The 26,658-nt window shown below is 65.9% G+C and carries 27 protein-coding genes and 1 pseudogene; 23 read left to right on the forward strand and 5 right to left on the reverse strand.

The genetic code is table 11. From position 1 onward, the window contains the following. Positions 1 to 35 precede the first annotated feature (35 nt). The 3 genes from D6860_RS00775 to thrS all read left to right on the forward strand — a co-directional run bounded on the left by D6860_RS00775 (position 36) and on the right by thrS (position 4,682). On the forward strand, positions 36 to 731 hold the full coding sequence (locus D6860_RS00775; protein ID WP_076624582.1) for a M48 family metalloprotease: 696 nt from the start codon (positions 36 to 38) through the stop codon (positions 729 to 731). Positions 732 to 838: 107 nt separating this feature from the next. Beyond that, entirely contained in the window at positions 839 to 2,503 is a 1,665-nt protein-coding gene (locus tag D6860_RS00780) for a BCCT family transporter (protein WP_076624581.1), read from the forward strand. A gap of 229 nt (positions 2,504 to 2,732) precedes the next feature. Continuing rightward, positions 2,733 to 4,682: a threonine--tRNA ligase gene (gene thrS, locus D6860_RS00785; RefSeq protein WP_076624580.1), complete on the forward strand. Its 1,950-nt coding sequence runs from the start codon at positions 2,733 to 2,735 to the stop codon at positions 4,680 to 4,682. 93 nt (positions 4,683 to 4,775) lie between these two features. On the opposite strand, the gene D6860_RS00790 is transcribed toward thrS, so the two are convergent. Beyond that, positions 4,776 to 5,093, reverse strand: coding sequence for an ArsC/Spx/MgsR family protein (locus D6860_RS00790; protein WP_076624579.1), 318 nt, complete (start codon positions 5,091 to 5,093; stop codon positions 4,776 to 4,778). 229 nt (positions 5,094 to 5,322) lie between these two features. On the opposite strand from D6860_RS00790, the gene D6860_RS00795 reads away from it, so the two are divergent. Then, the gene (locus D6860_RS00795) at positions 5,323 to 5,529 is read left to right on the forward strand and encodes a cold-shock protein (protein WP_017467899.1); all 207 of its coding nucleotides are present in this window, start codon (positions 5,323 to 5,325) and stop codon (positions 5,527 to 5,529) included. 69 nt (positions 5,530 to 5,598) lie between these two features. Here D6860_RS00795 and D6860_RS00800 read toward each other — a convergent pair whose 3' ends face one another. Beyond that, positions 5,599 to 6,504, reverse strand: coding sequence for a LysR family transcriptional regulator (locus D6860_RS00800; protein WP_076624578.1), 906 nt, complete (start codon positions 6,502 to 6,504; stop codon positions 5,599 to 5,601). A 95-nt stretch (positions 6,505 to 6,599) separates the two neighbouring features. Here D6860_RS00800 and metF point away from each other — a divergent pair, with 95 nt between their 5' ends. From metF to eda, 4 genes are all read left to right on the forward strand, one after another. Then, positions 6,600 to 7,466 carry a methylenetetrahydrofolate reductase [NAD(P)H] gene (gene metF, locus D6860_RS00805; protein WP_076625431.1) on the forward strand — a complete coding sequence of 289 codons (867 nt, stop codon included), beginning with the start codon at positions 6,600 to 6,602 and terminating at the stop codon, positions 7,464 to 7,466. 191 nt (positions 7,467 to 7,657) lie between these two features. Then, the gene (locus D6860_RS00810; protein ID WP_076625430.1) at positions 7,658 to 8,440 is read left to right on the forward strand and encodes an HAD-IIB family hydrolase; all 783 of its coding nucleotides are present in this window, start codon (positions 7,658 to 7,660) and stop codon (positions 8,438 to 8,440) included. Next, the gene (locus D6860_RS00815) at positions 8,441 to 9,661 is read left to right on the forward strand and encodes a glycosyltransferase family protein (protein ID WP_076624577.1); all 1,221 of its coding nucleotides are present in this window, start codon (positions 8,441 to 8,443) and stop codon (positions 9,659 to 9,661) included. It abuts the gene before it with no gap. Between the two features lie 125 nt (positions 9,662 to 9,786). After that, a complete protein-coding gene (eda, locus tag D6860_RS00820) occupies positions 9,787 to 10,431 on the forward strand; it encodes a bifunctional 4-hydroxy-2-oxoglutarate aldolase/2-dehydro-3-deoxy-phosphogluconate aldolase (protein ID WP_179949471.1) in 645 nt (214 codons plus the stop codon). A 177-nt stretch (positions 10,432 to 10,608) separates the two neighbouring features. Here the strand turns inward: eda and D6860_RS25570 are convergent. Further along, positions 10,609 to 11,631: pseudogene (locus D6860_RS25570) on the reverse strand (DUF6456 domain-containing protein); the annotation flags it as partial. A gap of 222 nt (positions 11,632 to 11,853) precedes the next feature. On the opposite strand from D6860_RS25570, the gene D6860_RS00830 reads away from it, so the two are divergent. Continuing rightward, complete coding sequence (locus D6860_RS00830; protein ID WP_076624576.1) at positions 11,854 to 12,198, forward strand: DUF6477 family protein; 345 nt, start codon at positions 11,854 to 11,856, stop codon at positions 12,196 to 12,198. On the opposite strand, the gene D6860_RS00835 is transcribed toward D6860_RS00830, so the two are convergent. After that, the gene (locus tag D6860_RS00835; protein WP_076624575.1) at positions 12,191 to 13,735 is read right to left on the reverse strand and encodes a trimethylamine methyltransferase family protein; all 1,545 of its coding nucleotides are present in this window, start codon (positions 13,733 to 13,735) and stop codon (positions 12,191 to 12,193) included. The two genes, D6860_RS00830 and D6860_RS00835, sit on opposite strands and share 8 nt — an antisense overlap. 248 nt (positions 13,736 to 13,983) lie before the next feature. On the opposite strand from D6860_RS00835, the gene D6860_RS00840 reads away from it, so the two are divergent. The 14 genes from D6860_RS00840 (at position 13,984) to D6860_RS00900 (ending at position 26,217) form a co-directional block, all read left to right on the forward strand. After that, complete coding sequence (locus tag D6860_RS00840; protein ID WP_076624574.1) at positions 13,984 to 14,727, forward strand: DUF2270 domain-containing protein; 744 nt, start codon at positions 13,984 to 13,986, stop codon at positions 14,725 to 14,727. A gap of 354 nt (positions 14,728 to 15,081) precedes the next feature. Beyond that, positions 15,082 to 15,249, forward strand: coding sequence for a hypothetical protein (locus D6860_RS25125; RefSeq protein ID WP_157895887.1), 168 nt, complete (start codon positions 15,082 to 15,084; stop codon positions 15,247 to 15,249). 154 nt (positions 15,250 to 15,403) lie between these two features. Then, entirely contained in the window at positions 15,404 to 16,039 is a 636-nt protein-coding gene (locus tag D6860_RS00845) for a DUF2270 domain-containing protein (protein ID WP_093411948.1), read from the forward strand. A gap of 116 nt (positions 16,040 to 16,155) precedes the next feature. Further along, entirely contained in the window at positions 16,156 to 16,335 is a 180-nt protein-coding gene (locus D6860_RS00850) for a hypothetical protein (protein WP_017469077.1), read from the forward strand. Positions 16,336 to 16,384: 49 nt separating this feature from the next. After that, positions 16,385 to 17,947 (forward strand): glutamine-hydrolyzing GMP synthase, encoded by a 1,563-nt coding sequence (gene guaA, locus D6860_RS00855; protein ID WP_076624573.1) that lies wholly within the window; start codon positions 16,385 to 16,387, stop codon positions 17,945 to 17,947. A 151-nt stretch (positions 17,948 to 18,098) separates the two neighbouring features. Then, positions 18,099 to 18,371, forward strand: a complete 273-nt coding sequence (locus D6860_RS00860; protein ID WP_017468635.1) for a putative quinol monooxygenase — start codon at positions 18,099 to 18,101, stop codon at positions 18,369 to 18,371. Continuing rightward, on the forward strand, positions 18,368 to 19,246 hold the full coding sequence (locus D6860_RS00865; protein ID WP_076624572.1) for a DMT family transporter: 879 nt from the start codon (positions 18,368 to 18,370) through the stop codon (positions 19,244 to 19,246). The genes D6860_RS00860 and D6860_RS00865 overlap by 4 nt, the downstream gene beginning before the upstream one ends. A gap of 106 nt (positions 19,247 to 19,352) precedes the next feature. After that, a complete protein-coding gene (locus D6860_RS00870; RefSeq protein ID WP_076624571.1) occupies positions 19,353 to 20,507 on the forward strand; it encodes an OmpP1/FadL family transporter in 1,155 nt (384 codons plus the stop codon). A gap of 136 nt (positions 20,508 to 20,643) precedes the next feature. Next, positions 20,644 to 21,501 carry a hypothetical protein gene (locus D6860_RS00875; RefSeq protein ID WP_017468141.1) on the forward strand — a complete coding sequence of 286 codons (858 nt, stop codon included), beginning with the start codon at positions 20,644 to 20,646 and terminating at the stop codon, positions 21,499 to 21,501. 306 nt (positions 21,502 to 21,807) lie between these two features. Beyond that, positions 21,808 to 22,761, forward strand: a complete 954-nt coding sequence (metA, locus tag D6860_RS00880; protein WP_076624570.1) for a homoserine O-succinyltransferase — start codon at positions 21,808 to 21,810, stop codon at positions 22,759 to 22,761. 6 nt (positions 22,762 to 22,767) lie between these two features. After that, complete coding sequence (locus D6860_RS00885) at positions 22,768 to 23,715, forward strand: alpha/beta fold hydrolase (protein WP_076624569.1); 948 nt, start codon at positions 22,768 to 22,770, stop codon at positions 23,713 to 23,715. Between the two features lie 51 nt (positions 23,716 to 23,766). After that, a complete protein-coding gene (ppk2, locus tag D6860_RS00890) occupies positions 23,767 to 24,636 on the forward strand; it encodes a polyphosphate kinase 2 (RefSeq protein WP_076624568.1) in 870 nt (289 codons plus the stop codon). After that, on the forward strand, positions 24,629 to 25,246 hold the full coding sequence (locus D6860_RS00895; protein WP_076624567.1) for a TetR/AcrR family transcriptional regulator: 618 nt from the start codon (positions 24,629 to 24,631) through the stop codon (positions 25,244 to 25,246). The genes ppk2 and D6860_RS00895 overlap by 8 nt, the downstream gene beginning before the upstream one ends. Before the next feature lie 119 nt (positions 25,247 to 25,365). Beyond that, complete coding sequence (locus D6860_RS00900) at positions 25,366 to 26,217, forward strand: sulfotransferase family protein (protein ID WP_076624566.1); 852 nt, start codon at positions 25,366 to 25,368, stop codon at positions 26,215 to 26,217. A 1-nt stretch (position 26,218) separates the two neighbouring features. On the opposite strand, the gene D6860_RS00905 is transcribed toward D6860_RS00900, so the two are convergent. Then, a complete protein-coding gene (locus D6860_RS00905) occupies positions 26,219 to 26,647 on the reverse strand; it encodes a PaaI family thioesterase (RefSeq protein WP_076624565.1) in 429 nt (142 codons plus the stop codon). Positions 26,648 to 26,658: the final 11 nt, after the last annotated feature.

Genomic DNA, 26,658 nt, shown 5'->3' on the forward strand with positions numbered 1-26,658 from the left:
TTGGCCGCCCCGGCCCGAGCGCCCATATTCAGGTCATGCTGAAGTTCACTCCGATCCTGCTCGCCATTCTCTACGCGGTCGCGATGTATCGTTTCTCGGCGTGGCGGACCGCGCGCGAGCTCGATGCCAAGTCGACCGAGCTTGCGGACGGACGCCTCAAGGCGCTCACCGACCGCATGGCCGAGGCGCTCGACCTGCCGCGCATCCGGGTGAACATCTATGAGATCGAGCCGGTCAACGGTCTCGCCGCGCCGGACGGGCGCATCTTCATCACACGCGGCTTCTACAACCGCTACCGCGCCGGCGAGGTCACGGCCGAGGAAATGGCAAGCGTCATCGCGCACGAGTTGGGGCACGTGGCGCTGGGTCATTCGCAGCGCCGGATGATCGACTTCTCTGGCCAGAACGCCATTCGCACCGCGCTTGCCATGGTGCTGAGCCGTTTTCTGCCCGGCATCGGTCCGTGGATCGCCAACGCGCTGATGAAACTGCTCGCGGCGCGTCTGTCACGCGGTGACGAATACGAGGCCGATGCCTATGCCGCCGCGCTTCTGCACAAGTCCGGCATCGGTGTCGGACCTCAGAAGTCACTGTTTACGAAACTCGAAAAGCTCACGAACAACCGTGGGGGTGCGATCCCCGCCTGGCTTCTATCGCACCCGAAGACCGAGGAGCGTATCGCCGCGCTCGAGGCGCTGGAAGCCAGATGGGCAAATGTTCAGCCACGGTAACGTGATGGCGATTTCAAGGGACGGCCTCTGAAATGTGACCGGAGAGTTGAACCTTTCGGCGGGAACCCGCGTTCGACCTGTCAGTGCAACAACAGGGAAGAACGCAGATGAAGCAGCACATACCGCAGGAACGATTTTGGATATTTCCAAAGGTTCACCGGCCCGTTTTCATCGTTTCCGCGGCGCTTATCGTCGGTTTCATCCTGTTCGGCGCCCTCTTCAGCGACCTTGCCAACACCGTCTTCGTCGGCATCCAGAACTTTTTCGCGAGCTATCTGGGCTGGGCGATGATCCTTCTGGTGAACGCGCTGCTGATCTTCGTGATCTTCATGGCGTTCGGTCCGTTCGGCGACGTTCGCCTCGGCAAGATGGAAGAGGACCCGGAATACTCGTTGTTCTCGTGGACGGCGATGCTGTTCAGCGCGGGTATCGGCATCGGCCTCATCTACTGGGGCGTGGCCGAGCCAATGTATCACTATCTCGCCCCGCCCCTGCAGGAGCCCGAGACCATGGCCGCCGCGCGCGACGCCATGGCGATCAGCTTCATGCACTGGGGCTTCCACGCCTGGGCGATCTACGCGGTGGTCGCGCTGTCGCTGGCCTATTTCCATTTCCGCAAGGGTCTGCCGCTGTCGATCCGCTCGACGCTCTACCCGCTGATCGGTGACCGCATCTACGGCTTCTGGGGCGATGTGGTCGACATCCTCGCGGTCTTTGGCACCATGTTCGGCATCGTCACCTCGCTGGGCCTCGGCGCCACGCAGGTGAACGCGGGTCTCTCCGATGTCTTCGGCGTGCCGAACAACACCTTCGTGCAGATCCTCATCATCGCCGGCATCACCGCGATGGCGACGATGTCGGTGGTGGCGGGTCTCGACGGCGGCATCAAGCGGCTGTCCAACGTCAACATCGTGCTCACGATCATCCTGCTGGCCTTCATGGTCATCGTCGGACCGACGCTGTTCATCTTCGACAGCTTCATCGACAACTACGGCTACTACCTGAGCCGTCTCGTCGAGCTCGGCACCTGGAGCGAGGGCTGGCTCAGCGGCAATGACGGCGGCAACTGGCAGAACAGCTGGACGATCTTCTACTGGGCCTGGTGGGTGAGCTGGGCGCCCTTCGTCGGCGTCTTCATCGCGCGCATCAGCCGCGGCCGCACGGTGCGCGAATTCATGGTCGGCGTGATGCTGCTGCCCTGCACCATCATGTTCTTCTGGTTCACCGCCTTCGGTGGCACCGCGATCGACATCTCGCTCGGCGGCGACCCGACCCTGGTCGAGGCGACGCAGGAGAACTACGCCAACGCGATGTTCGAACTGCTGAACTACTTCCCGCTCAAGAGCATCACCTCGGTCTTCGCGACGGTCCTCATCATCATGTGGTTCGTGACGTCGTCCGACTCCGGCAGCTTCGTCATCGACATGCTGACCTCGGGCGGCGACCCTAACCCCCCGAAGATCCAGCGGATCTTCTGGGCCGTTACCGAAGGCGCCGTCGCCTCGGTCCTGCTTCTGGCCGGTGGTCTCGACGCGCTGCAGGCGGCAGCTGTGGTGGCGGGCTTCCCCTTTGCCGTGGTGCTCTGTCTCATCGCCCTGTCGCTCGTGCGTGCACTTCGTTGGGACAACCTGATGATCCATCGTCATCGCCAGCGTTATCGCAGCGACTCCGAAGCGGAACACAACATGTCCGGCGACATTCATGCGACCTACGTCGAGAAGGCCGTGGACACCACGCCTGATGGACAGCCCCAGGGACAGCCGGCCGAGTAACACCCGCGCCGACCGAACTGAGACGCCGCCCTGCCACCGCGCGGGGCGGCGTTATTTTTGGCGGTGACCCTCGCTGCAGCGCGCGTACAGCGCAACGGTGCGGTCCGGTGCCGGGTTTGCCGCGACGCACGGCGCTTGACACCCCCTGCCCGCGCGGCCAAAACACCGCCGAAACCATACCCGCAACCGGGCGTTCCGTGGGCGCCAAACCGACGAGGAGAGCCAGATCATGGCCCAAGTCTCTCTCACCCTTCCCGATGGCAATTCGCGCGACTACGACGCCGGCGTAACCCCCGCCGAGGTCGCCGCGTCGATCTCGAAATCGCTGTCGAAAAAGGCCATTTCCGCCACCGTCAACGGTCAGCACTGGGATCTTCAGTGGCCGATCGAGGAAGACGCGGAGATCGCCATCAACACGATGCAGGACGACGCGCCGGCGCTCGAGCTGATCCGCCACGACCTCGCGCACGTGATGGCGCGCGCCGTGCAGGAGATCTGGCCCGACACCAAGGTCACCATCGGCCCCGTCACCGAGCACGGCTGGTTCTACGACTTCGACCGGGCCGAGCCCTTCACGCCCGAGGATCTTGGGCAGATCGAGGCGAAGATGAAGGAGATCATCAACGCCCGCGACGAGGTGCGCACCGAGATCTGGGACCGTGACCGCGCGCGCAAGTTCTACGAGGACAACGGCGAGCCCTACAAGGTCGAGCTCGTCGACCGCATCCCCGAGGATGCGCCGATCCGGATGTACTGGCACGGCGAGTGGCAGGATCTCTGCCGCGGTCCTCACCTGCAGCACACCGGCCAGCTTCCGGCCGACGCCTTCAAGCTGATGGGCGTCTCGGGCGCCTACTGGTTCGGCGACGTGAACCGCCCCATGCTCCAGCGTGTGCAGGGCGTGGCGTTCCGCAATCGCAAGGATCTGCAGGGCTATCTCAACTTCCTCGAGGAAGCGGCGAAGCGCGACCACCGCCGGCTCGGCCGCGAGATGGACCTGTTCCACATGCAGGAAGAGGCGCCGGGCCAGATCTTCTGGCATCCGAACGGCTGGACCGTCTACACCACGCTGCAGGACTACATGCGCCGGCAGCAGCAGAAGGGCGGCTACGTCGAGGTGAACACGCCGCAGGTCGTCGACCGGCGCCTGTGGGAAGCCTCGGGACACTGGGAGAAGTACCAGGACAACATGTTCATCGTCGAGGTTGACGAGGAGCATGCGCGCGAGAAGTCGGTGAACGCGCTGAAGCCGATGAACTGCCCCTGCCACGTGCAGATCTTCAACCAGGGGCTCAAGTCCTACCGCGACCTGCCGCTGCGCATGGCCGAATTCGGCTCTTGCAACCGTTACGAGCCGTCGGGCGCGCTGCACGGCATCATGCGTGTGCGCGGCTTTACGCAGGACGACGCCCACATCTTCTGCACCGAGGACCAGATTGCCGAGGAAACCGAGAAGTTCATCTCCTTCCTCAGCGAGATCTACCGCGATCTCGGCTTCCCGACCTACAAGATCAAGTTCTCCGACCGCCCCGATGTGCGCGCCGGCTCCGACGAGGTCTGGGACCGCGCCGAGAAGGCGCTGATGGACGCGACGCAGAAGGTCACCAACGACGTGGAGCTTAACCCGGGCGAAGGCGCCTTCTATGGGCCCAAGCTCGAGTTCGTGCTGACCGACGCGATCGGCCGCGACTGGCAATGCGGCACGCTGCAGGTCGACTTCGTTCTGCCCGAGCGCCTCGACGCCACCTACGTGGGCAAGGACGGCGAAAAGCACCGCCCGGTCATGCTGCACCGCGCGACGCTGGGCTCCTTCGAGCGCTTCATCGGCATCCTGATCGAGGAACACGCCGGCCGGCTGCCGTTCTGGCTGGCACCGCGGCAGGTGGTGGTGGCCTCGATCACCTCGGAAGCCGACGACTACGTCTACGAGGTCGTCGCGGCGCTGAAGGCGGCGGGCGTCCGGGCCGAGGCCGACACGCGAAACGAGAAGATCAACTACAAGGTCCGCGAGCATTCGGTCGGCAAGGTGCCGGTGATCCTAGCGGTCGGCCACCGCGAGGTCGAGGAACGCACGGTCACCGTGCGCCGCCTCGGCGAAAAGCAGACGCAGGTGCGCCCGCTCGACGAGATCGCGGCCGAGCTCGGCACCGACGCGACGCCACCTGACCTGCGCGGCTGACCACGCGGACCCGGATGAGAGCCCGGAATAAAAGCAAAGGCCCCCGCAGAGAATGCGGGGGCCTTTTCGTGTCAAACAAGTGTCGCGCCGGGCTCAGCCGACGCCAAGGGCGGCCTGCGTGGTCTTGTCCCAGCCCAGGTACATCTCGTCACCGTTGGTGATGAGCGGGCGCTTCATCAGCGCCGGGTGCTCCGCCAAGAGCACCAGCGGCGGTTTCGCGCGATCCGCTTCGTCAAGGCCGCGCCATGTCGTCGAGCGGGTATTCACCAGCTTGTCGCCGAACCGCGCCTGCGCCGCCGCCAGAACGTCCGCAGGCACCCCGTCGGCGCGCACGTCCACGAACTCTGCCTGCGGCAGCGCCTTCATCGCCTTGCGGCATGTGTCACAGTTTTTCAGCCCGTATAGCCTCATCACGCCCTCTGCTTCGTCTTGCCCGCACAATTTATCGCCTATCGCTGCGGTTGCGAGGTGTTTCTCTTGATTTTTACATCGCCTGTGTAACGATTTTCGGTGTGACCTTCGACGATCAGTCACGGAAAACCGGTGTTCATGCCGATTTTCCGCTCTGAAAGGCGGATGTGACGGGAGGCCCGCCCCCGGCAGGGCAGAACATTGAGAAAGACTGGAAGGAGCACGGGACATGCCGAACGGCACCGTGAAATGGTTCAACACCACGAAAGGCTACGGCTTCATTGCGCCCGAAGAGGGTGGCAAGGATGTCTTCGTTCATATTTCGGCGGTTGAGCGGTCGGGCCTCACCGGCCTGGCGGACAACCAGAAGGTGAGTTACGAGTTGAAAGAAGGTCGCGACGGGCGGATGATGGCATCCGATCTCAAGTCCCTCTGATTCATTAGATACTTTGCCAGGTCCCGGCCCGCCGGAGGGCCGGGACAATTTGCACCCTGCGTGGGGACCCTACTGGGTCTGGAGCCGCCGCGCTTCCTTTCCTGCCAGCCGGATCAGGTCGCCCATGTACGGCTTCGACAGGTCCTCGGTGCGCGTCGCGGCATAGAGCGTGCGTTTCAGCCCCTTTTCGGTCAACGGCCGCGTGACGTAGTCCGAGTTGTATTTCACCTCGCGCACCACCCAGTCGGGCAGCACCGAAACGCCCCGGTTCGAAGCCACCAGCAGCAGGATCACCGCCGTCAGCTCGACCTGCCGAATCGCGGCAGGTTCGACCTTGGCGGGGCTCAGCAACTGCGAGAACACGTCGAGCCGCGTGCGCTCCACCGGGTAGGTGATAAGTGTCTCGCCGCGAAAATCCTGCGCCTCGATCCAGTCGCGCGACGCCAGCGGGTGCGAGCTCGAAGCAACGAAGACCGGGCTGTAGTCGAAGAGCGGCGTGAAGGTGACGTTGGGCATATTCTCCGGATCGGAGGAGATCACCACGTCGACATCCTCCTTCTGCAGCGCGGGCAGCGCGTCGAAGGCAAGACCGGGGCGGATGTCGACATCGACATCGGGCCAGCTCTTCCGGAAGCCCTCGAGCACCGGGAAAAGCCATTCGAAACAGGCGTGGCACTCGATGGCGATGTGCAACCGGCCCGAGCGCCCTTCCCTGAGCCCGGCGAATTCCGCCTGCGCCGCCTCGACCTGCGGCAGCACCTGCTCGGCAAGCCGCAACAGCCGCATACCCGCCGCCGACAGCCGCATCGGCTTCGAGCGGCGCACGAAAAGCTCGATCCCGGCCTGGTCCTCGAGGCCCTTGATCTGATGCGACAGCGCCGATTGCGTGATGTTGAGCTGGTCCGCGGCCCGCGCCAGCCCGCCCGCTTCATGAATCGCCTTGATCGTGCGAAGGTGGCGGAACTCGATGTGCATCCCTAAGTTCTACTCATGTTGTTCTTGAGATTTATGAGTTTGTCTCACAATGCGAACCATGCGACAAGAGCCTACCAATGATGAGGACCCCGGCCATGAACCGCCCCGAGATCTCGTTCGAATTCTTTCCGCCGCGCAACATCGAGGCAACCTTTCGCCTGTGGGACACCGTGCAGGCGCTCGCACCGCTGCAGCCGCGCTTCGTCTCGGTGACCTATGGCGCCGGCGGCACCACGCGCGAGCTGACCCGCGAGGTCGTCGCGACGCTGCACAAGCATTCCGGACTTCGCACCGCCGCGCATCTGACCTGCGTCAACGCCACCCGTGAAGAGACGCTCGGCATCGCGCGCCAGTTCAAGGAAGCCGGCGTCACCGACATCGTTGCCCTGCGCGGCGACCCGCCCAAGGGCGAGTCGGGCTTCACGCCTCACCCCGACGGTTTCGCCAACTCGGTCGAGCTGATCGAGGCGCTGCGCAACGAGGGCGATTTCACCATCCGCGTCGGCGCCTACCCCGACGTGCACCCAGAGGCCGCCACCGACACCGCCGACGTGGACTACCTCAAGCGCAAGTTCGACGCCGGCGCCACCGAGGCGCTCACCCAGTTCTTCTTCGAGGCCGAGACCTTTTTCCGTTTCCGCGACGCCTGCGAGAAAGCCGGGATCGACAAGCCGATCGTGCCGGGCATCTTCCCGGTCGAGAACTGGAAGGGCGCGCGGCGCTTCGCGGAAGCTTGCGGCACCAAGATCCCCGGCTGGGTGATCGAGGCGTTCGACAAGGCCGAGCGGGACGGTCGGCAGGATCTGCTTGCCACCGCGCTCTGCACCGAGCTGTGCTCCGACCTGATCGACGGCGGCGTCGACAAGTTTCACTTCTACACGCTGAACCGGCCTGAGCTGACGCGCGACGTCTGCTTCGCGCTCGGCGTCACGCCCGAGGTCAAGCTCGAGCACGTGGCCTGAAAGCCCCGCTGACGCGGCTGCGTCCCCGCATGTCTCGGGGCCGCAATGCCGGCGTTGGCTGATCCGCGACACGTCGACGCCCGTCAAAGAGGCGTCGGCCGTCGTCATCAGACCCAAAACATCGGCTAGCTGTTCCCTCCGCTCGCGCAAAGCGGTTACGCTCTCGTCGGAACGACGAAGAAAGGCGTGTGGTGCGGCTCATCGTATTCACGGATCTGGATGGCACCCTGCTTGACCATTCCGACTACAGCCACGAGGCCGCGATGCCGGCCCTGATGGCGCTCAAGACGCAGAATATTCCCCTGATTCTCGCCAGTTCGAAAACCGCAGCCGAGATCATGCCGCTTCACGCAGAGCTCGGCCTCGGCGACTGGCCGGTCATCGTAGAGAACGGGGCGCAGAGCGTCCGCCCCGGTGCGGGTTCGACCGACCGTTCCGAATACGACCGGCTGCGCGCGATCCTCGCGGGGCTGCCGCCCGACCTTGCCGGCCCCTATCGCGGCTTCGGCGACATGACCGACGCCGAAGTGGCGCAGATCACCGGGCTTTCGTCCGAGGCCGCGGCGCTGGCACGGCAGCGCAACTTCACCGAGCCGGGGCTCTGGCAAGGCACGGACGAGGGCCTCACCGCCTTCCTCGACGCGCTCTCCGAGAACGGCGTCACGGCGCGCCGCGGCGGGCGGTTCCTGACGCTCTCCTTCGGCGGCACCAAGGCCGGACAGATGGCGGCGATCATGCACGATCTCGACCGGGATACCGCCATCGCCCTTGGCGACGCGCCCAACGATATCGAGATGATCGAGACCGCCGACCACGGCGTCATCATCCGCAACGATCACGGCAAGGACATCCCGCCGCTTCCCGGCGAGGCGGAGGGGCGCATCACGCGCAGCACCCTGCCCGGCCCCCAAGGCTGGATCGCCGAGGTCCTGCGCCTGCTGGACACGCTGGGAATAGACCGGAGAGCAGACTGAATGGCCGACTTTCAACAGAACGGGAACATCGCGCAGTTCCACAATCTTCGGGCCCGTCCGCAGGAAGAGCTCATCTACGAGCTCGACACCTTTGCGCAGAGCCGCAAGATCTCGCTGATCCTGCCGTCGCTCTACTCCGAGCTCGAGGGGGACGCCCTGCCGAACATCCTCGCCGAGCTTTGCAAGGTCAGCTACCTGCACCGGGTCATCGTCGGTCTCGACCGCGCAGACGAGGCGCAATTCCGCCACGCCCGTGACTTCTTCAGCGTCCTGCCGCAGCAGACCACGGTGATCTGGAACGACAGCCCCCGGATGCTCGAGATCCAGTCCCGGCTGAAGGCGCTCGGCCTCGGACCGGTCGATCCCGGCAAGGGCAAGAACGTCTGGGGCTGCATGGGGTATCTCATCTCCTGCGCCGACAGCGCGGTAATGGCGATCCACGATTGCGACATCGTCACCTACCAGCGCGAGATGCTCGACCGGCTGGTCTATCCGGTGGCGAACCCGACATTTTCATACCAGCTGTCCAAGGGATATTATCCGCGCGTCGGCGACGGCAAGCTGAACGGCCGGGTCACGCGGCTGCTGGTCTCGCCGCTTCTGATCGCGCTGAAGCGCACCATCGGCGACCGCGACTACATCGACTACCTGCGCGCCTTCCGCTACCCGCTTTCGGGCGAGATGGCCCTGCGCACCGGCCTGCTGCCCGACCTGCGGATCCCCTCCGACTGGGGCCTCGAGATCGGCGTGCTGTCCGAGGCGTGGCGCAACCTCGGGCCACGGCAGGTCTGCCAGGTCGAGATCGCCGACCAGTATGACCACAAGCACCAGGAGCTGTCGCCCGAGGATGCCTCGACCGGGCTCGCGCGCATGTCCACCGACATCTGCAAGGCGGTCTACCGCAAGCTCGCGGCTGACGGCACGGTCTTTACGCCCCACGTATTCCGCACGCTCAAGGCGACCTATTACCGCTCGGCGCTCGACCTGCTCGAAGCCTACTGGGCCGATGCCAAGATGAACGGGCTGACCATTGACCGCCATGCCGAGGAGCGCAGCATCGAGATGTTCGGTGAGAGCATTGCGCGCGCCGGGCAGATGTTCATCGAGAACCCGCAGGAGACGCCCTTCATCCCGACATGGAACCGGGTGCATTCCGCCGACCCGACACTGCTGGGCGATTTCCGCGCGGCGGTGGCCGCGGACGAACAGGAGTTCGGCTGAAGGCGCCAGACCGGGCGTGTTGCCCGAGCGGCGGTGTTAGCGCCTTACATCCGGGCGCGGGATCGTGCTAAGCGAAAGCCGACACATTCTCTCCGTTTCGACTGACAGATCCGAAAGGCATGCACATGATCACTCCCGCCGACGCCAGCCTCGCCGCCGAAAAGATTTGCCGTCTCGCCCCGATCATCCCGGTGCTCGTGGTCGAGGATCCCGCCAAGGCCGGTCCGCTTGCCGCCGCGCTCGTCAAGGGCGGCCTTCCGGCGCTCGAGGTGACGCTGCGCACCCCCGGCGCGCTCGAGGTGATCGCCGAGATGGCCAAGATCGAAGGCGGCGCGGTCGGCGCGGGCACGCTGCTCACGCCCGAAGACGTGCGCAAGGCCGTGGATGCCGGCGCCACCTTCGGCGTCTCGCCCGGTGCAACCGACCGGCTGCTCGACGCCTGCGAAGAGGCGGGCCTGCCGCTGCTTCCGGGGGCGGCCACCGCCTCCGAGGCGATGGCGCTGCTCGAGCGCGGCTACACCGTCCAGAAGTTCTTCCCGGCGGAAGCCTCGGGCGGGGCACCCGCGCTCAAGGCCATCGGCGCGCCGCTGCCGCAGATCCGCTTCTGCCCCACCGGCGGCGTGAGCCTGAAGAACGCCGGCGACTACCTCGGCCTGTCGAACGTGCTCTGCGCCGGCGGCAGCTGGGTGGCGCCCAAGGACAAGGTCGCTGCCGGCGACTGGGACGCCATCGAGGCGTTGGCAGCAGAGGCCGCAGCACTGCCGCGCTGAGTGCGACAACCGCTGTTCTGAACAATGAAACGCGCGGCCCGGCGGATGCGGGGCCGCGCGTTGTCTCTCCGGATAAGGGCCGTCAGCCGATGAGGCCGCCCCCTGCGCGTCGGTCGTCTCGTAGTGACGCCGAAGCCGCTGCAACGCGATCCGCAGGACCACCTTGCCCGACCGCGCGGCCCAGCCCATGCGCTTTTCGGTGGCCTCCAGCCCTTCGAGATGACAGCAGCACTGCAGCGCCACGTCTCCGAGACCGGGGCCGAGATCGCGCAGCGCCGCCGCGAAACGGGCGCGCGCGGCGTCCGGACCGCGCGGACGCTCACCGCCAACCGGCAGATCCGGTCCTGCGCCGAGGAACTGGCTCCAGTCCTGCGCGGCACGCGGGTCCAGCTGAGCCAGTTCGAAATCCTCGCGCAGCCGGTCACCCGCCCGCACCAGGTCGTCGGACAGGAAGGGCACACCGTTCCGGTCGCGCCGCCGCGACAAGAGCACCACCGGGCTTTCGGTGAGCATGCTGCGGCGCCGCGTCTGCGGATCCGCATCGGCCGCGTCCATCGCGGCTTCGGCCTCGGCGGCGTTGCTGAACCCTGCCTGCGCTTCCGCGAACCCCCGCAGCCGGGTCTCCTGCTCGGCCATCAGCCTGTTGAGAGCGCCCCGGCCCGCCGAGGTGATGCGGTAGCGCGAGATCCGGCCCGGCGCATTGCAGGCGATCCAGCCCTTCAGCGCCATGGCCTGCGCAACCGGCGCGTCCACGACCGCCGTCCGGGCCGAGCCGCCGCCCTCGGTGTCCCGCACCACGACAGCCTTGTCCATTTCCGCAGCGACCGCCAGAACCGCGCCCGCCTCGCACAGGCGGCGGAGCACCCGGCGGGACTCGCGTGCCAGCACCGCGGCGTCCGGGGTGACCGCGCCCGACCTGATTTCCTTCATGGGCTTATACTCCTTCTTCGACGCGGCCCCGGCCGATACCGGGCGCAACTCGCCGAGCCTGCGCAACGCGCCGTCGACCAGTGGGTCGTCACGCAGTGTTTCGATCCGGCGAACCTGTCGAAGCACCGTCGAGGCATGGCAGCCTGCCATGCGTGCAAGCTTCCTGATCGCCTCGCCACCTTCGGTGTGAGCCAGATAGTGTTTCGCATCCTCCGGCACCCACGCAGGCAGATACATGGCGGTCCCGCCCTTTTCATCGCAAATCGTCATCACTTGTCCCCTTCGCAGCTCCGGTTATCCACAGGTTTTCCCCAGAGCGCTGCAACCTTGAAGAGAGCGAGTTACCCAGCCGTTAACAATCAACCGCACAAGTCCAAATTATCTCTAAATTCTAAACAACTCTGAACCGACCGAACGTGCGCTGGCGGCCCGCCGCAACACCCGCGCGGGTCATGCAAGCATCGCCGTGCTACCATCAAGGGGACAACGACGATGCAAGACATCCTGAGCCTTCTGCAAAGCCTTCGCCGCCCGCGCCTGCTGATCCGGGCAGCCCGTTTCGCTGCCGGAGATTATCGCCGTGAAACCAGACTGGCGCGCATTCTGGGTATGGACCGTCCGCAACGCAGCGGCGCGGTGATCCTCACGCTTCTCGAGATCGAGGCCACGCTGAACGACGAAAGACGTGCGGCGCGCGGCGGCTATTCCGTCGCGCGGCACGTCGAGGTTCTGTCGGCCATCATGGGAGAGGCCCAGCGTCTGCAATCCCGCGGCGGGGAGCACACGGCCTCCTGTGCCACGCCCCCCGCTCCGTCGGAGCTGACAGCGGTCACATGAAGCTGTCGGGCATGCTGGCCTTCTTCTGCGCGACAAACTCGGTCAGCGCTTCGAGGGTCGCCGGCTCCATGGTCGGCTGCTCGTAGCCGTCCAGCAGCTTGCGGACCCTTGCGGTGGCAAGCTGCATGGTGTCGCGGGCGCCCTCTTCGCTCCAGGTCTCGTAGGGCTTGTAGTCAAGCAGTTCCGAGCGCCAGAAGGCAGTCTTGAAATGCGCCTGCGTGTGGGCACAGCCGAGGTAGTGGCCGCCGGGCCCGACCTCGCGCAGGGCGTCCATCGCCTGCGCGCTTTCGTCGACCGAGACACCGGCTGCCATCTTGTGCAGCGCGCCGAGCTGGTCGGCGTCCATGACGAATTTCTCGTAGGAGGCGACGAGCCCGCCCTCGAGCCAGCCGCAGGCGTGCAGCATGAAGTTCACGCCGGCGAGCAGCCCGTTGTGCAATGTGCTGGCGGTCTCGTAGGCGGCTTGGGCATCGGGCAGCTTCGAGCCGTTGAACGACCCCGCCGAGCGATACGGCAGCCCCATGCGCCGCGCGAGCTGGCCCGCGCCGTAGGTGATCTGCGCGGCTTCGGGAGTGCCGAAGGTCGGCGCGCCCGAGTTCATGTCGATCGAGGTCACGAAGGCGCCGAAGATCACCGGAGCTCCCGCGCGCACGAGCTGGGAATAGGCGACGCCGGCCATCACCTCGGCGAGCACCTGCGTGAGCGTGCCGGCAACCGACACCGGCGCCATGGCGCCGCCCACGATGAAGGGCGAGACGATGCAGGCCTGCATGTTGGCCGCGTAGATCTCGAGCGCGCCCATCATGGTATCGTCGAAGGTCAGCGGCGAGTTGATGTTGATGAGCGAGGTCATCACCGTGTTGTCCCGCACGAACTCCTCGCCGAACAGGATCTTGCACATGTCGACGCTGTCCTGCGCGCGGCTCGGCTCGGTCACCGAGCCCATGAAGGGCTTGTCCGACAGCGTCATGTGCGCCAGCAGCATGTCGAGATGGCGCTTGTTCACCGGGATGTCCGTCGGCTCGCAGACCGTGCCTCCGGAGTGGTGCAGCCAGCGCGACATCTGGCCGAGTTTCACGAAATTGCGGAAGTCCTCGATCGTCGCGTAACGGCGGCCCTTCTCCGCGTCATGCACGAACGGGGGCCCGTAGACAGGCGCGAGCACGAGGTTGCGGCCGCCGATCTCGACGTTGCGCGCAGGGTTTCGCGCGTGCTGGGTGAAACTGCTTGGGGCGGTCGCGCAGAGCTTGCGGGCAAGTCCGCGTGGAATGCGCACCCGCTCGCCGTCGATCTCGGCGCCGGCGGCTTTCCAGCGCTCCAGTGCGGCGGGGTTGTTGACGAAGTTCACGCCGATTTCCTCGAGCACCGTCTCGGCGTTGTGCTCGATGATCTCCAGCGCCTCGTCGTTCAGCAGCTCGAGATTGGGAATGTTGCGCTCGATGAAGCGTGCCGTCTCGACCGCGGTCGACCCGCGTGCCGCACGGCGCGCTGCACCGCCTCCGCTCCTGCTCCGCTTGCGCGTCGTCGTTTCCACCATCTGTCTTCCCCGCGTGACTCCGGGCGCCCTCCGCGCCTGCATGGCTTCCGTTCTATCGCGCCGGGGCGTCATGGATTGGCGTGATTGCGGCGCATCCGTGGGAAAAGCGACATCCGCCCTGTTCGCAGGTCGATAGCGGCGAAATTGTTAAAACGATTTTACTTGTTAACTCCTGCACAATTGCCAATGCCCTAAGCTCCTCGTCGGGGGCGCACAGATCCACGCGGATCCTGAGCGAAGGGCACGACATGACAGCACAACCCGAGACTGCGACCGTCGTCGAGTGGATCGGTGACCGGCCGCGCGATCCCGGCCCCGAAACCCCGCCGGAGCTTGCCGAGCTCACGGCGGCCGAGATCGGCGCCGTGGCCCACCTTTACCGGGGCGAGGTCTATCGCTGTTCGGTCTGGCGCACGCGGCTCGACACCACGACCAACTGGGCCGTCGTCACGCTGGGTGTCGCGCTGTCGATCTCATACGCGGCGCCCGACGCCTCGCCCCTTCCACTTGTCCTGATCGGCGTGTTGAACCTCTTCTTCCTGATGCTTGAGGCGCGACGCTACCGCTACTGCGATGTCTGGCGCACCCGTTTCCGCACCATGGAAAAGAGCTTCTACGCGCCAATGCTCGATCCGCGCCGCACTCCACCCGCGCAGTGCTGGCGCCAGATCCTTGCGCAGGAGTACGTGTATCCGGTCTTCCGGATCTCCTACCTGCACGCGCTCGGCCGTCGCATCAGACGCAGCTATCTCTGGATCATGGCGATCCAGATACTGGCGTTTCTCGGCAAGATCGCGGTGCACCCGGAGCCGGTCAGTTCCCTGCAGGATGTACTCGCGCGCGCCGAGGTGGGCTTGGTTCCAGGGGTCGCGGTCTTCGCCGCAGGCGGTCTCTACGTCGGCACGTTCTGCGGCCTCGCGCTCTACAGCGCCGTCAAGGATCGCCACATCCAGCGCACCGAGAACCTGCCGGTGCCCGATGCGGTCTACTGACCCGGGTTGGCAAGGTCTTCACCCCCCCGGGGCCATCTTGCTCCGCCCCGTCGCCGACGCAGCCCGATGACGATCAGGGAACTATACCCTGCTCGACTCTCTCATGCTTGCAAACTGGTCGGCCACCGTCGCCGCCGCAGGACAGGTGGTCGATGCGTCCGCGCTGCATGCGCCTTGACATCGCTTCGCGCGACGCATGGGCAACAATGGGCAACCGCTTCGAGGAAACGCGAAGCCACGGTGTCGGGCAACTCGTCACCGCGCCCGATCTGCCGAGCCCGACCGACTACTGCGCCACGTCAATGCGGGCGACCGAAACCCATGCCAGGTTGCCCGCAGTGCCGGGAGTCAAACATGATACCACACCGTTTTCGCAAACCGCTGATGGGCATCGTCGGGGCCCTCGGTCTCACGTCTGCGCTGGGGGCCGTCTTCGGACTCTGGCCGTGGTCGGTAGGCGGCTTCGGCGCGCTCGCAATCTGGGTCGTGGGCGCGACCCTGGTCAATCTCCTCACCAGCTAGCACAAGGCTGTTTGACGCGCCGGAAATGCCGGGGCAAGGTGATCGCAGGAGGAAAGGCGCGGGTCGGGAGCCCGCGCAGGAGGAGGACGAGACCATCGAAAGGCAACCGGGCAATAGCGCCCCCTTGCCCCGCAAGGACCTCGATGCCGCCGAGATGGGCGCCATCGCACATCTCTATCGTGGCGAGGTCTATCGCAGCACGATCTGGCGAACCCGGCTCGACACCACGACCAACTGGGCCGTGGTCACACTGGGCGTTGCGCTGTCGATCTCGTTCGCATCGCCGGAAGCCTCGCCGCTGCCACTGGTTCTCGTCGGCGTGCTGCTCATCTTCTTTCTCGTGCTCGAGGCAAGACGCTACCGCTACTTCAACGTCTGGCGTGCCCGCGCCAGGTGGATGGAGACGCATTTCTACGCCCCCATGCTGGCCGAGGGCGACCTTCACCTCGAGGACGACTGGCAGCGGACCCTTGCGAACGACTACCTGCGCCCCCGCTACCACGTCACGTTCCTCGTGGCCGTCGGTCGCAGGGTCCGGCGCAACTATTTCTGGATCCTGCTCATCCAGAGCCTGGCCTTCGCCGGCAAGATCATCGTGCACCCGACCTCGGTGCAGAGCTTCGATCAGGCCATGGAACGCGCCTCTGTCGGCCCCATCCCGGGCGAGATCATGGTTCTCATGGGGATGCTCTACGTGGCGATCTGCGGAGGCCTCTCGACCTGGAGCAAGCGCGACGACCTGCGTCGCTCTCAGGCCAGAGGCCGCGAAAAATCGGACTCGATGGGATGAAAAAACGTTTTGACGAGTCGCGAGCCCGTGCTAACGCCGCTCGGCCTGACCGAAATCAAGGACTTCTTCATCGGAGCAAACGACCCTGCACAGGGACAGAACACGGAGACCGAACGATGACCGAGGAACGCACCATGGACCTGCGCCGTGCGCAGCTTATGGACTTCAGCATGGAATCCGCGCTTGGCTTCGCGCTGGCAAGCTACGTGCTGTTCCATTCGGTTCCGCTGTCGCTCGCAGTGCTCTGCGGGATATGGGTCATCGGCATGAGGCTGATCGCGCATATCGAACGCTGAGGGTGAACGCGCTCTTGCGCCCGCGTGAAACCGCTTCTAAAGCGTCGCCATGACCCAGCATGATCGCCTCCTCATCATCGATTTCGGCTCCCAGGTGACCCAGCTCATCGCGCGTCGTTTGCGCGAGCTGAACGTCTACTGCGAGATTCACCCCTATCAGAACGTCACCGACGCCTTCCTCGAAGAGTTCGCCCCCAAGGCGGTCATCTTCTCGGGCGGCCCCGACAGCGTGACCCGCGAAGGATCGCCCCGCCCGCCGAAAAAGGTCTACGACCTTGGCGTACCGATCCTCGGGATCTGCTACGGCCAGCAGGTGATGATGCAGGATCTTGGCGGCAAGGTCGTCGGCGGCGAAGGCACGTCGGAATTCGGCCGCGCCTGGGTGCAACCCACCGAAGAGCGCATCGATCTTCTGAACGGCTGGTTCCTCGAGGGCACCGGTCGCGAGCAGGCTTGGATGAGCCATGGCGACCACGTCGCGGCGCTTGCGCCTGGCTTCAAGCCCTATGGCACCTCGCCGGGTGCCCCCTTCGCGGTCACGGCCGATCTCGAGCGTCGCTTCTACGCGGTGCAGTTCCACCCCGAGGTGCACCACACGCCCAACGGCAAGACGCTCTACGAGAACTTCATCCGTGACGCGGGCTTCACCGGCGACTGGACCATGGACGCCTACCGCGACGAGGCGATCCGCAAGATCCGCGAGCAGGTCGGCGACCGCAAGGTGATCTGCGGGCTGTCCGGCGGCGTCGACAGCTCGGTGGCGGCGGTGCTGATCCACGAGGCGATCGGCGACAACCTGACCTGCGTCTTCGTCGACCACGGGCTGCTGCGCCTGAACGAGGCGGACGAGGTCGTGAAGATGTTCCGCGACCATTACAACATCCCGCTGATCCACGCCGACGAAACCGAGCTGTTCCTTGGCGAACTCGAAGGCGTCAGCGACCCCGAGACCAAGCGCAAGACCATCGGTCGGCTCTTCATCGACGTGTTCCAGAAATACGCGGGCGAGATCGACGGCGCGGAATTCCTCGCGCAGGGCACGCTCTACCCGGACGTGATCGAGAGCGTCAGCTTCTCCGGCGGCCCCTCGGTGACGATCAAGTCGCACCACAACGTCGGCGGCCTGCCCGAGAAGATGGGTCTGAAGCTGGTCGAACCGCTGCGCGAGCTCTTCAAGGACGAGGTTCGCGCGCTTGGCCGCGAGCTTGGACTGCCCGACAGCTTCATCGGTCGCCATCCCTTCCCGGGACCGGGCCTTGCGATCCGCTGCCCGGGCGAGATCACCCGCGACAAGCTCGAGATCCTGCGCAAGGCCGATGCCGTCTACATCGACCAGATCCGCAAGCACGGCCTCTACGATGAGATCTGGCAAGCGTTCGCCGCGATCCTGCCGATGCGCACCGTGGGCGTGATGGGCGACGGCCGCACCTACGATTACGCGCTCGGGTTGCGCGCGGTGACCTCGGTCGACGGCATGACGGCGGATTACTACCCGTTCAGCCATGACTTCCTGGGCGAGACCTCGACCCGGATCATCAACGAGGTGAAGGGGATCAACCGGGTCTTCTACGACTGCACCTCGAAGCCGCCGGGAACCATCGAACTCGAGTGACCGGCGCCACGGGCGCCCGGCACACGACCTGACAGGCAGCCCCGCGCCCCATCGGTGCGGGGCTTGCGATTCCGGTCCCGCGTCGCCAAAGTCCCGCGAAAGAAGCCGCGCCCAAAGGTGCGGAGGGCCGGAAGCGGCCGGAGGAGACATCATGCCCAACATCCGTCTGCGCGGGACATTCACCTGTCCCCCGGAACGTCTTGCCGCCGTGCGCGCGGCGCTGCCCGACCACGTCCGCCTGACGCGGGCCGAACCCGGCTGCCTTTCCTTCGAGGTCACCGAGACCGCCGCCGGCACCTTCGTGGTTGCCGAATGCTTCACCGATCGAGACGCCTTCGAGGCACACCAGGAACGCACCCGCGCCAGCCACTGGGCGACGGTCACCGAAGGCTGCGCCCGCGACTACGAGGTCACCGAGGCATGACCGACACGCTCAAGGCCGTCTTCTGGATGGGCGGATCCATCGTCTCGTTTACGACCATGGCGGTTGCGGGACGCGCCGTCAGCCTCGACCTCGATACCTTCGAGATCATGCTCTACCGATCGGTCATCGGCGCGCTGATCCTCGTGATCGTGCTGAGCGCCACGGGCCGCATGGGGCAGGTGAACACCCGTAACTTCGGGCTGCACGTGGTGCGCAACATCAGCCATTTTGCCGGCCAGAACTGCTGGTTCTACGCGGTCGCCACGATCCCGCTGGCGCAGGTCTTCGCGCTCGAGTTCACCTCCCCGCTCTGGGTGATCGTGCTTTCGCCGCTGGTGCTGGGCGAACGGCTGACGCCAAGCCGCGCGGTGGCGGCGGGCGTGGGCTTTCTCGGCATCCTCATCGTCACCCGGCCAAGCGCCGAAACGCTCGACCCGGGCATCTTCGCCGCCGCGGGCGCAGCGGTGGGATTCGCGGGCTCGGCGGTCTTTACCCGGCGCCTCACGCGCACCGCCACGACGCCCTGCATCCTGTTCTGGCTCACCACCATGCAGGCGGTATTCGGGCTGATCTGCGCCGGCATCGACGGCGACATCGCCCTGCCCGCAGCCGAAAGCTGGCCGTTGGTGTCGCTGATCGCTGTGGCCGGGCTGGTCGCGCATTTCTGCCTGACCACGGCGCTCGGCCTCGCGCCGGCCCCGGTTGTCATGCCGATCGACTTCACCCGCCTGCCGCTCGTCGCACTGGTCGGGATGCTCGTCTACGGCGAGGTGCTCGATCCCTACGTCTTCCTCGGGGCGGCCATCATCTTCGGCGCGAACTACTTCAATATCCTACGGGAAACCCGCACTTCGCCGGTTTCGATGCAGAAGTAACGTTACGACGTCTTGCCTCCCTGACGTTTGGTCAATAATTGACCGGCAAACCTCCTCCGTTAGCCTCACTAGCGGAGGAGAATTTCGTTTAGGGAGAAGGACATCCATGAAATCCTTGATGATCGGGGCTGCCGGCGTGGCCCTGACCGCTACCGCTGTGCACGCAGGCGGCATCCAGCGCACGGAACAGTCGGCCATGGTGCTCTACGAGACCGGGAACCTGCTGGAACTTTCGCTGGCCTACGCAAACCCGGAGCTTGACGGCGAGAACGTCTCGCCGCCGTTTCCGGCGCAGGACATAAGCGACGTCGGGGACGGCTTCACGCTGCCGTCCTTCGCGCTGAAGTACGACGTGACCGACAAGGTCGCGCTTGCCTTCATCTACGACCGGCCCTACGGCGCCGACATTTCCTACGGCGACACCAACGTGCCGCTCGGCGGGACCGTCGCCGAGGCCAACACCCACGCCCTCACCGCGCTGATGAAGTACAACTTCAACGACAACTTCAGCGCCTTCGGGGGCCTTCGCTTCCAGCAGGCCCAAGGCGACATCCACCTCGAAGGGGCCGCCTACGGTCCGGTCAGCGGCTACGAGGTGAACCTCGACAAGACCTGGGGCACCGGCTACGTCCTAGGCGCTGCCTACGAGAAACGCGAGATCGGCCTGCGCGTGGCACTGACCTACAACTCGGCGATCACGCACGACATGGACACCACCGAGAGCGGCCCGCTCGTCGATCCGGACGGCCCCGGCCCGATCCCGGCGATGCCGCTGCTGAACGCCACCGGCACGACCGAGGTGAAGACGCCGGAAAGCTGGAACCTCGACTTCCAGACCGGCGTCGCGCAGGACACCCTGGTCTTCGGCTCGATCCGCTACGTGCATCACGCGCAGTTCCGCGTCGATCCCGACCGGTTCGTCGCGGTCACCGGCGGCGGGCTCATCGATCTCGAGAACAGCACGTCCTACACGCTCGGCGTCGGGCACCGCTTCAACGAGAAGCTCTCGGGCGCGGTGAGCGTCACCTACGAGGCCCCGGGCGACGAACTGGTCTCGCCGCTGGCGCCGACCACGGGCTACACGCAGCTGCGCGTCGGCGGGCGCTATGACTTCAACGAGAAAGTCAGCCTGTCGGGGGCCGTCAGCCACTTCTGGCTGGGCGACGCCAAGCCAGAGACCGGCACCCCCGACATGGCGCGTGCCTCGTTCGAGGACAACTCGGCCTGGGGCGTAGGGCTGAAACTGACCTACCGCTTCTGATCGCCTTCCGCCCACCCGGGCATATCAACCACACGCCGCGGCGGTCCGATCCTCGGGCCGCCGCGGCGCGGCATTTGACGCGACCTGCGCCGGTCAATAACCCTGTGATCCGGACGAGTCGGAAGGACCCCACGAAATGCTCTATGACACCGCGACGGACTGGCGCGCCGCGCCGCACAAGCGTGTGGTTCTCTACGCGATGTCTGGCCTCGGCAAGACCCATGTCTCGTCGCTGCTGCGCGAAACCGGCGACTGGTTCCACTACTCGATCGATTACCGCATCGGCACCCGCTACATGGGCGAATACATCGCCGACAACGCCAAGCGCGAGGCGATGAAGGTGCCCTTCCTGCGCGAGCTGCTGCTGACGGATTCGATCTACATCGGCGCCAACATGAGCTTTCACAACCTCAAGCCCGTGTCGGCCTACCTCGGCAAGCCCGGCCACCCGGACAAGGGCGGCCTTCCGATGGAAACCTACCAGATGCGGCAGGACCAGTTCCAGCGCGCCGAAGAGCAGGCGCTGCTCGACACGGGCTACTTCATCGACCGCGCGCAGGAGCTTTACGGCTACCCGCATTTCGTCTGCGACACCGGCGGCTCGATCTGCGAATGGGTCGACCCCGAAGACCCCGCCGACCCGATCCTGAGCCACCTGTCGCAGCAGGCGCTGATGGTCTGGATCCGTGGCAGCGAGGCCCACACCGAGGAACTCGTCCGCCGCTTCGACCGCGAGCCGAAGCCAATGGCCTACCAGCCCGCGTTCATCGCCGCCTGCTGGACGCAGTATCTCGACGAGACCGGCACTTCCGAGACGCGGGTCGACCCCGACGCCTTCATCCGCTGGGTCTATGCCCGGGCGCTGGCGCATCGGCAGCCCCGTTACGAGGCGATGGCACGGAACTGGGGAATCACGGTCGATGCCGCCGACATGGCCACCGTCCGCGATCACGCCGACTTCACCGAGGTCATCGGCGCCGCGCTGCCCGGCTGAGGACATATCGCCCCGGCGAGATGCATTGCGCTTCCCCGAAGTCATGCTAGGCTGCACCCGCAGCGTGAGCTTGCCCGCACCCCTTGCAAGGGGGCCGTCGGGCCCATGCTGCACCGGCATCGGGCCCATCGCGCCCGAGGTGCGGAACGGGGCGCAACCAGAACAATCCGCCGTCAAGAGCCCGACCCTGCCAACTCATCCCGAGGCACAGCCCTTGTGCGTGCCCGCGAACGCGCTGTGTCCTGCAGTGCTTGTCCTGCCGTCGCCGGTATCCTATCTGTGGCGTTCAAAAAACGAGACCGATACATGCCCATCAAGCTGCCCTCCGACCTGCCCGCCTTCGACGTCCTCACCCGCGAGGGCGTCATGGTCATGCCGGAGGATGCCGCCGCCCGGCAGGACATCCGTCCGCTGCGCATCGCGCTGCTCAACCTGATGCCCAAGAAGATCACCACCGAGACGCAGTTCGCCCGGCTCATCGGCGCGACACCGCTGCAGATCGACCTATCTCTTCTTCGCATGAGCGAGCACCAGACCCGCAATACCGCCGAAGAGCACATGGATGCCTTCTACCGGACCTTCGCCGAGGTCGAGGCGGCGGGCGAGAAGTTCGACGGCATGATCATCACCGGCGCGCCGATCGAGCATCTCGACTTCGACCAGGTCACCTACTGGGATGAGCTCACCCACATTTTCGACTGGACGCAGCGCAACGTGCATTCGACCTTCGGCGTCTGCTGGGGCGGCATGGCGATGATCAACCATTTCCACGGCGTGCCGAAGCATATGCTCGAGAAGAAGGCCTTCGGCTGTCCGCGTCACCGCTGCGTGGCCGAGGCTTCGCCCTACCTGCGCGGCTTCTCCGACGACATGGTGATGCCGGTGTCGCGCTGGACCGAGGTGCGCCGCGAGGACATCGAGGCCGCCGGTCTGCCGATCCTCATTGACAGCGCCGTCTCCGGCCCCGCGCTGGTCGAGGATCCCTGCCACCGCGCGCTCTACATCTTCAACCATCTCGAGTATGACAACGGCACGCTCAAGGAAGAGTACGACCGCGACGTCGCGGCCGGAAAACCCATCGAAGTGCCCGCGAACTACTACCCCGACGACGACCCGACGAAGATGCCGCAGAACCGCTGGCGCAGCCAGGCGCATTTGCTCTACGGCAACTGGATCAACGAGATCTACCAGACCACCCCCTTCGACATGGACCGCATCGGCGTCGACAAGACGGACTGGCGGACCCGTCCGGTGGCATGAGGTTCCATGCGCAAGGCCCTGTTTTCCCTTCTCCTTATCATCGCCACCTCCTGCGGGGTGACGGATCGGCAGGCCGGGCAAACCGTGGCTGAAGCCCGGGAAGCCTATCCGCCCGAGGGGCGTTTTCTCGAGATCGATGGCCACCGCGTGCACTACGTCGAGAAGGGCTCGGGCCCGGCGCTGGTGCTGATCCACGGCGCCAGCGGAAATCTCCGGGACTGGACCTTCGACGCGGTCGACCGGCTGTCCGGGCGCTACCGGGTCATCGCCTTCGACCGGCCCGGCATGGGCTACACGCCGCGCATAGACCGCGACGGCGCCTCGATCTACGAGCAGGCGGCGCTGCTGTCCGATGCCGCGGATCAGCTCGGCGCCACCCGGCCCATCGTGCTCGGCCATTCCTACGGCGGCGCGGTGGCGCTCGCCTGGGCCACGCGACACCCGTCGGATCTCTCGGCGCTGGTGCTGGTCTCGGCGGCCTCGCAGACCTGGGACACCGATCTGCCGTTCTTCTACCGGCTGACCTCGGGCCCGCTCGCCGCCATTGCAAACCCTGCGATTTCGGCCTTTGCCGGCGAAGAGCGCGTGCAGGACGCCATCGCCGGCGTCTTCGCGCCGCAGCCGGTGCCTGCAGGCTACGCCGATCACATCGGCGCCGAGCTTGCCCTGCGCCCCGCAACCCTGCGCGAAAACGCCCTGCAGCGCGCGAGCCTCAAGGCCGAGATCGCCCGGATGGTGCCGCAATATCCACAGCTCGACCTGCCGGTCGAGATGCTTCACGGCGATGCCGACACCACCGTCGGGCTGCAGATCCACTCGGTGCCGACGGCACGCCAGATCCCCAACGCGAACCTCGTGGTACTGCCCGGGATCGGCCACGCCGCGCAGCACGCGGCGGCCGCCGAAATGGGCGCCGCGATCGACCGCGCCGCTGCGCGCGCGGGTTTGCGTTAAGGCCTTTCACATTCCATAGTGCCCGGAAAAACAAGAGACAGGACTCCGGCCGTGACCCTTCCCTTCGATGGCGCGATCAGCGCCTTCTTCGACAACGATGCCCCCGAGGACATCCGCAACACCCTGCGGCGCGCCGACAAGGATGAAATCCTCTCGGCCTCCTATCCCTATTCCGAGGAAATGGGCAAAAAGGCCTACCGCCGCGAGATGGACGCGCTGCAGATCGAACTGGTCAAGATGCAGAGCTGGGCCAAGGCGACCGGCCAGCGCATCGCCATCGTCTTCGAGGGCCGCGACGCCGCCGGCAAGGGCGGCACCATCAAGCGCTTCCGCGAGAACCTCAACCCGCGCGGCGCCCGCGTCGTGGCGCTTTCGAAGCCGTCGGACACCGAGGCGACACAATGGTATTTCCAGCGCTATATCGACCACCTTCCGAGCGGCGGAGAAATCGTCTTCTACGACCGCAGCTGGTACAATCGCGGCGTCGTCGAGAAGGTCTTCGGCTTCTGCACCGAGGCGCAGCGCGAGCATTTCTTCGCGCAGGTGCCCGACTTCGAGAAGATGCTCGTCGAGGAAGGCATCCTGCTCTTCAAGTTCTGGCTGAACGTCGGCCGGGCCGAACAGCTCCGCCGCTTCGTCGCCCGCGAGCAGGATCCGCTCAAGCAGTGGAAGCTCAGCAGCATCGACGTCGAGGGCCTGAAGCTCTGGCACGAATACAGCGCAGCCATGCGCGAGACCCTGTCCCGCTCGCACAGCGCCGAGGCCCCCTGGACCATCATCCGCTCCGATGACAAGCGCCGGGCACGGATCGCAGCGATCCGGCACGTGCTCGACCATCTCGACTATTCCGGAAAGGACGAGAAGGCAGTCGGCGTGCCCGACCCGAAGATCGCCGGCGGTCCCGAGATCTGGGATGCCTAAACGCGGCTATCACCATGGCAACCTGCGGCAGGCGCTGGTCGATGCGGCCCTCGTGCTGATTGAGCAGAAGGGCCCCACGGGCTTCACCCTGTCCGAGACCGCCAAGCAGGCCGGCGTCACGCCCGCCGCCGTCTACCGGCATTTCGGCGGACGCGAGGACCTCATCGCCGAGGCCGCGCGGCAAGGCTACGAGATCTTCGCCGACCTCATGCAATACGCCTACGAGACCGGCCAACCCTCGGCGCTTGCCGCGCTGGAGGCCACAGGCCGCGCCTATCTCGCCTTCGCGCGTCGCCACCCCGGCCACTACATCGCGATGTTCGAAAGCGGCATCTCGGTGAACCATTCTCCCGAGCTCGCCGCCGTCTCCACCCGCGCCCGCGGCGTGCAGGAACGCGCCGCCGAGGAGCTCTCGCAACACATCCCGCCGGCCAAGCGGCCGCCGCCGTCGATGGTCTCGGCCCACATCTGGGCGCTGTCGCACGGCGTGGTCGAGCTTTTCGCCCGCAATTCGCCGGGCACGCAATCGCCCTTCCCGCCCGAAGCGCTCCTGGAAAGCGGCATCGGCATCTACCTTCGCGGCCTCGGTCTCATCCCGCCCGACGCCTGACTCCGGCCTGCCGGAGACACCGCCCGGCGTTTCTTCTGGCCAGAAATATCCCGGGGAGTCGCGGCGCAGCCGCGGCGGGGCAGAGCCCCACCCGGCCCGAACTCGAAAGCCCGCGCGACATGCCCGCCAAGACCTTCATACTCTGCCCCGGCGCCTCGAAATCCGGCACCACCTGGATCCGCACCTACCTCGGCGACGCGCCCGGCGCCGATATGGGCCCGCTCGGCGAGATGCAGGTCTGGGACGCGGCCACGGTGCCGGAGAAGGCGCATTTCCTGATGCCCGAGCCGCCGGCCTACCGGCGGGCCGAGTTTGCCCTGCACCGCCGCTTCGGGCTGAAGCCGCGCGGAAAGGTGCTGCGCTGGCACCTGCAACAGGACACGAACCGCTACGTGCCCTATTTCGCCGGGCTGCTCGACCGCCCCGGCACCTGGCTGACCGGCGACGTGACCCCCGGCTACGCGGCGCTTTCCGTCGAGACCTTGCGCCGGATCGACGTGGGCTTTGCCGCCCGCGACATCACGGTGAAGATCGTCTTCACCCTGCGCGACCCCATCGAGCGAGCATGGTCGCTGCTGAAGATGTATCGCCGCAAGAGCAAGCTTGCCGACGACCTGTCCGACCGCGAGGCCTTCCTGCATTTCTTCGCCCCCGGCGGCACCGGCACCACCGATCCCGACTACCACGTGACACTCGCGCGGCTCGACGCGGTGTTCCCGCGCGATCGGCAATTCGTTACCCTCTACGAGCATCTCTTCACGCCCCGAACCATCTCGGCGCTGTCCGACTATGTCGGCATCCCCGCGCGGCCCGAAGCGGGCGGCGCGCCGGTCAACGCGGCGGGCGATCGCAGCGCGCTGCCCGACGGGCTCGCCGCCGAGGTCTTCCCGAGTTTCGCGCGCGACTACGAAACCGTGCTCGCCCGGCTTCCCGAGGCGGCAGCGCTCTGGCCCCACGCACACATGCTCTGACCTAGCCCACCGGCACCGGCGGGATCGAATAGGTCAGCGAGGCATGGGCGACCGGCTTGTCGGAGCCTTCCGAGAACAGCAGCACGTCGGTCACGCTCAGGCTTCGGCCCATCTTCAGCACCCGCGCCTCGGCCAGCATGTCGGCACCCGATACCGGCTTGCGCATGAAGTCGATCGAGCAATGGGTCGTGACCGTCAGTGCCTGCCTGCCGATCCGCGCCAGCGTCGCGACATAGGCCGCAACATCCGCCAGCGCGAACATCGACGGCCCCGAGACCGTGCCGCCGGGCCGCAAGTGGCTGTCCGAGACATGCAGCCGCATCACCAGCAGGGCCTCGTCCATGCGGTCGATCCCGAACATGCCGTCGACCTGCGGAAAGACCTCGGCAAGATAGGCCTCCATCTCGAGTATCGTGAACTTCAGCGCCATGCTTTCCTCCC

Source organism: Salipiger sp. D13, from assembly GCF_003703915.1.
GTDB classification, from domain to species: Bacteria; Pseudomonadota; Alphaproteobacteria; order Rhodobacterales; family Rhodobacteraceae; genus Salipiger; species Salipiger profundus.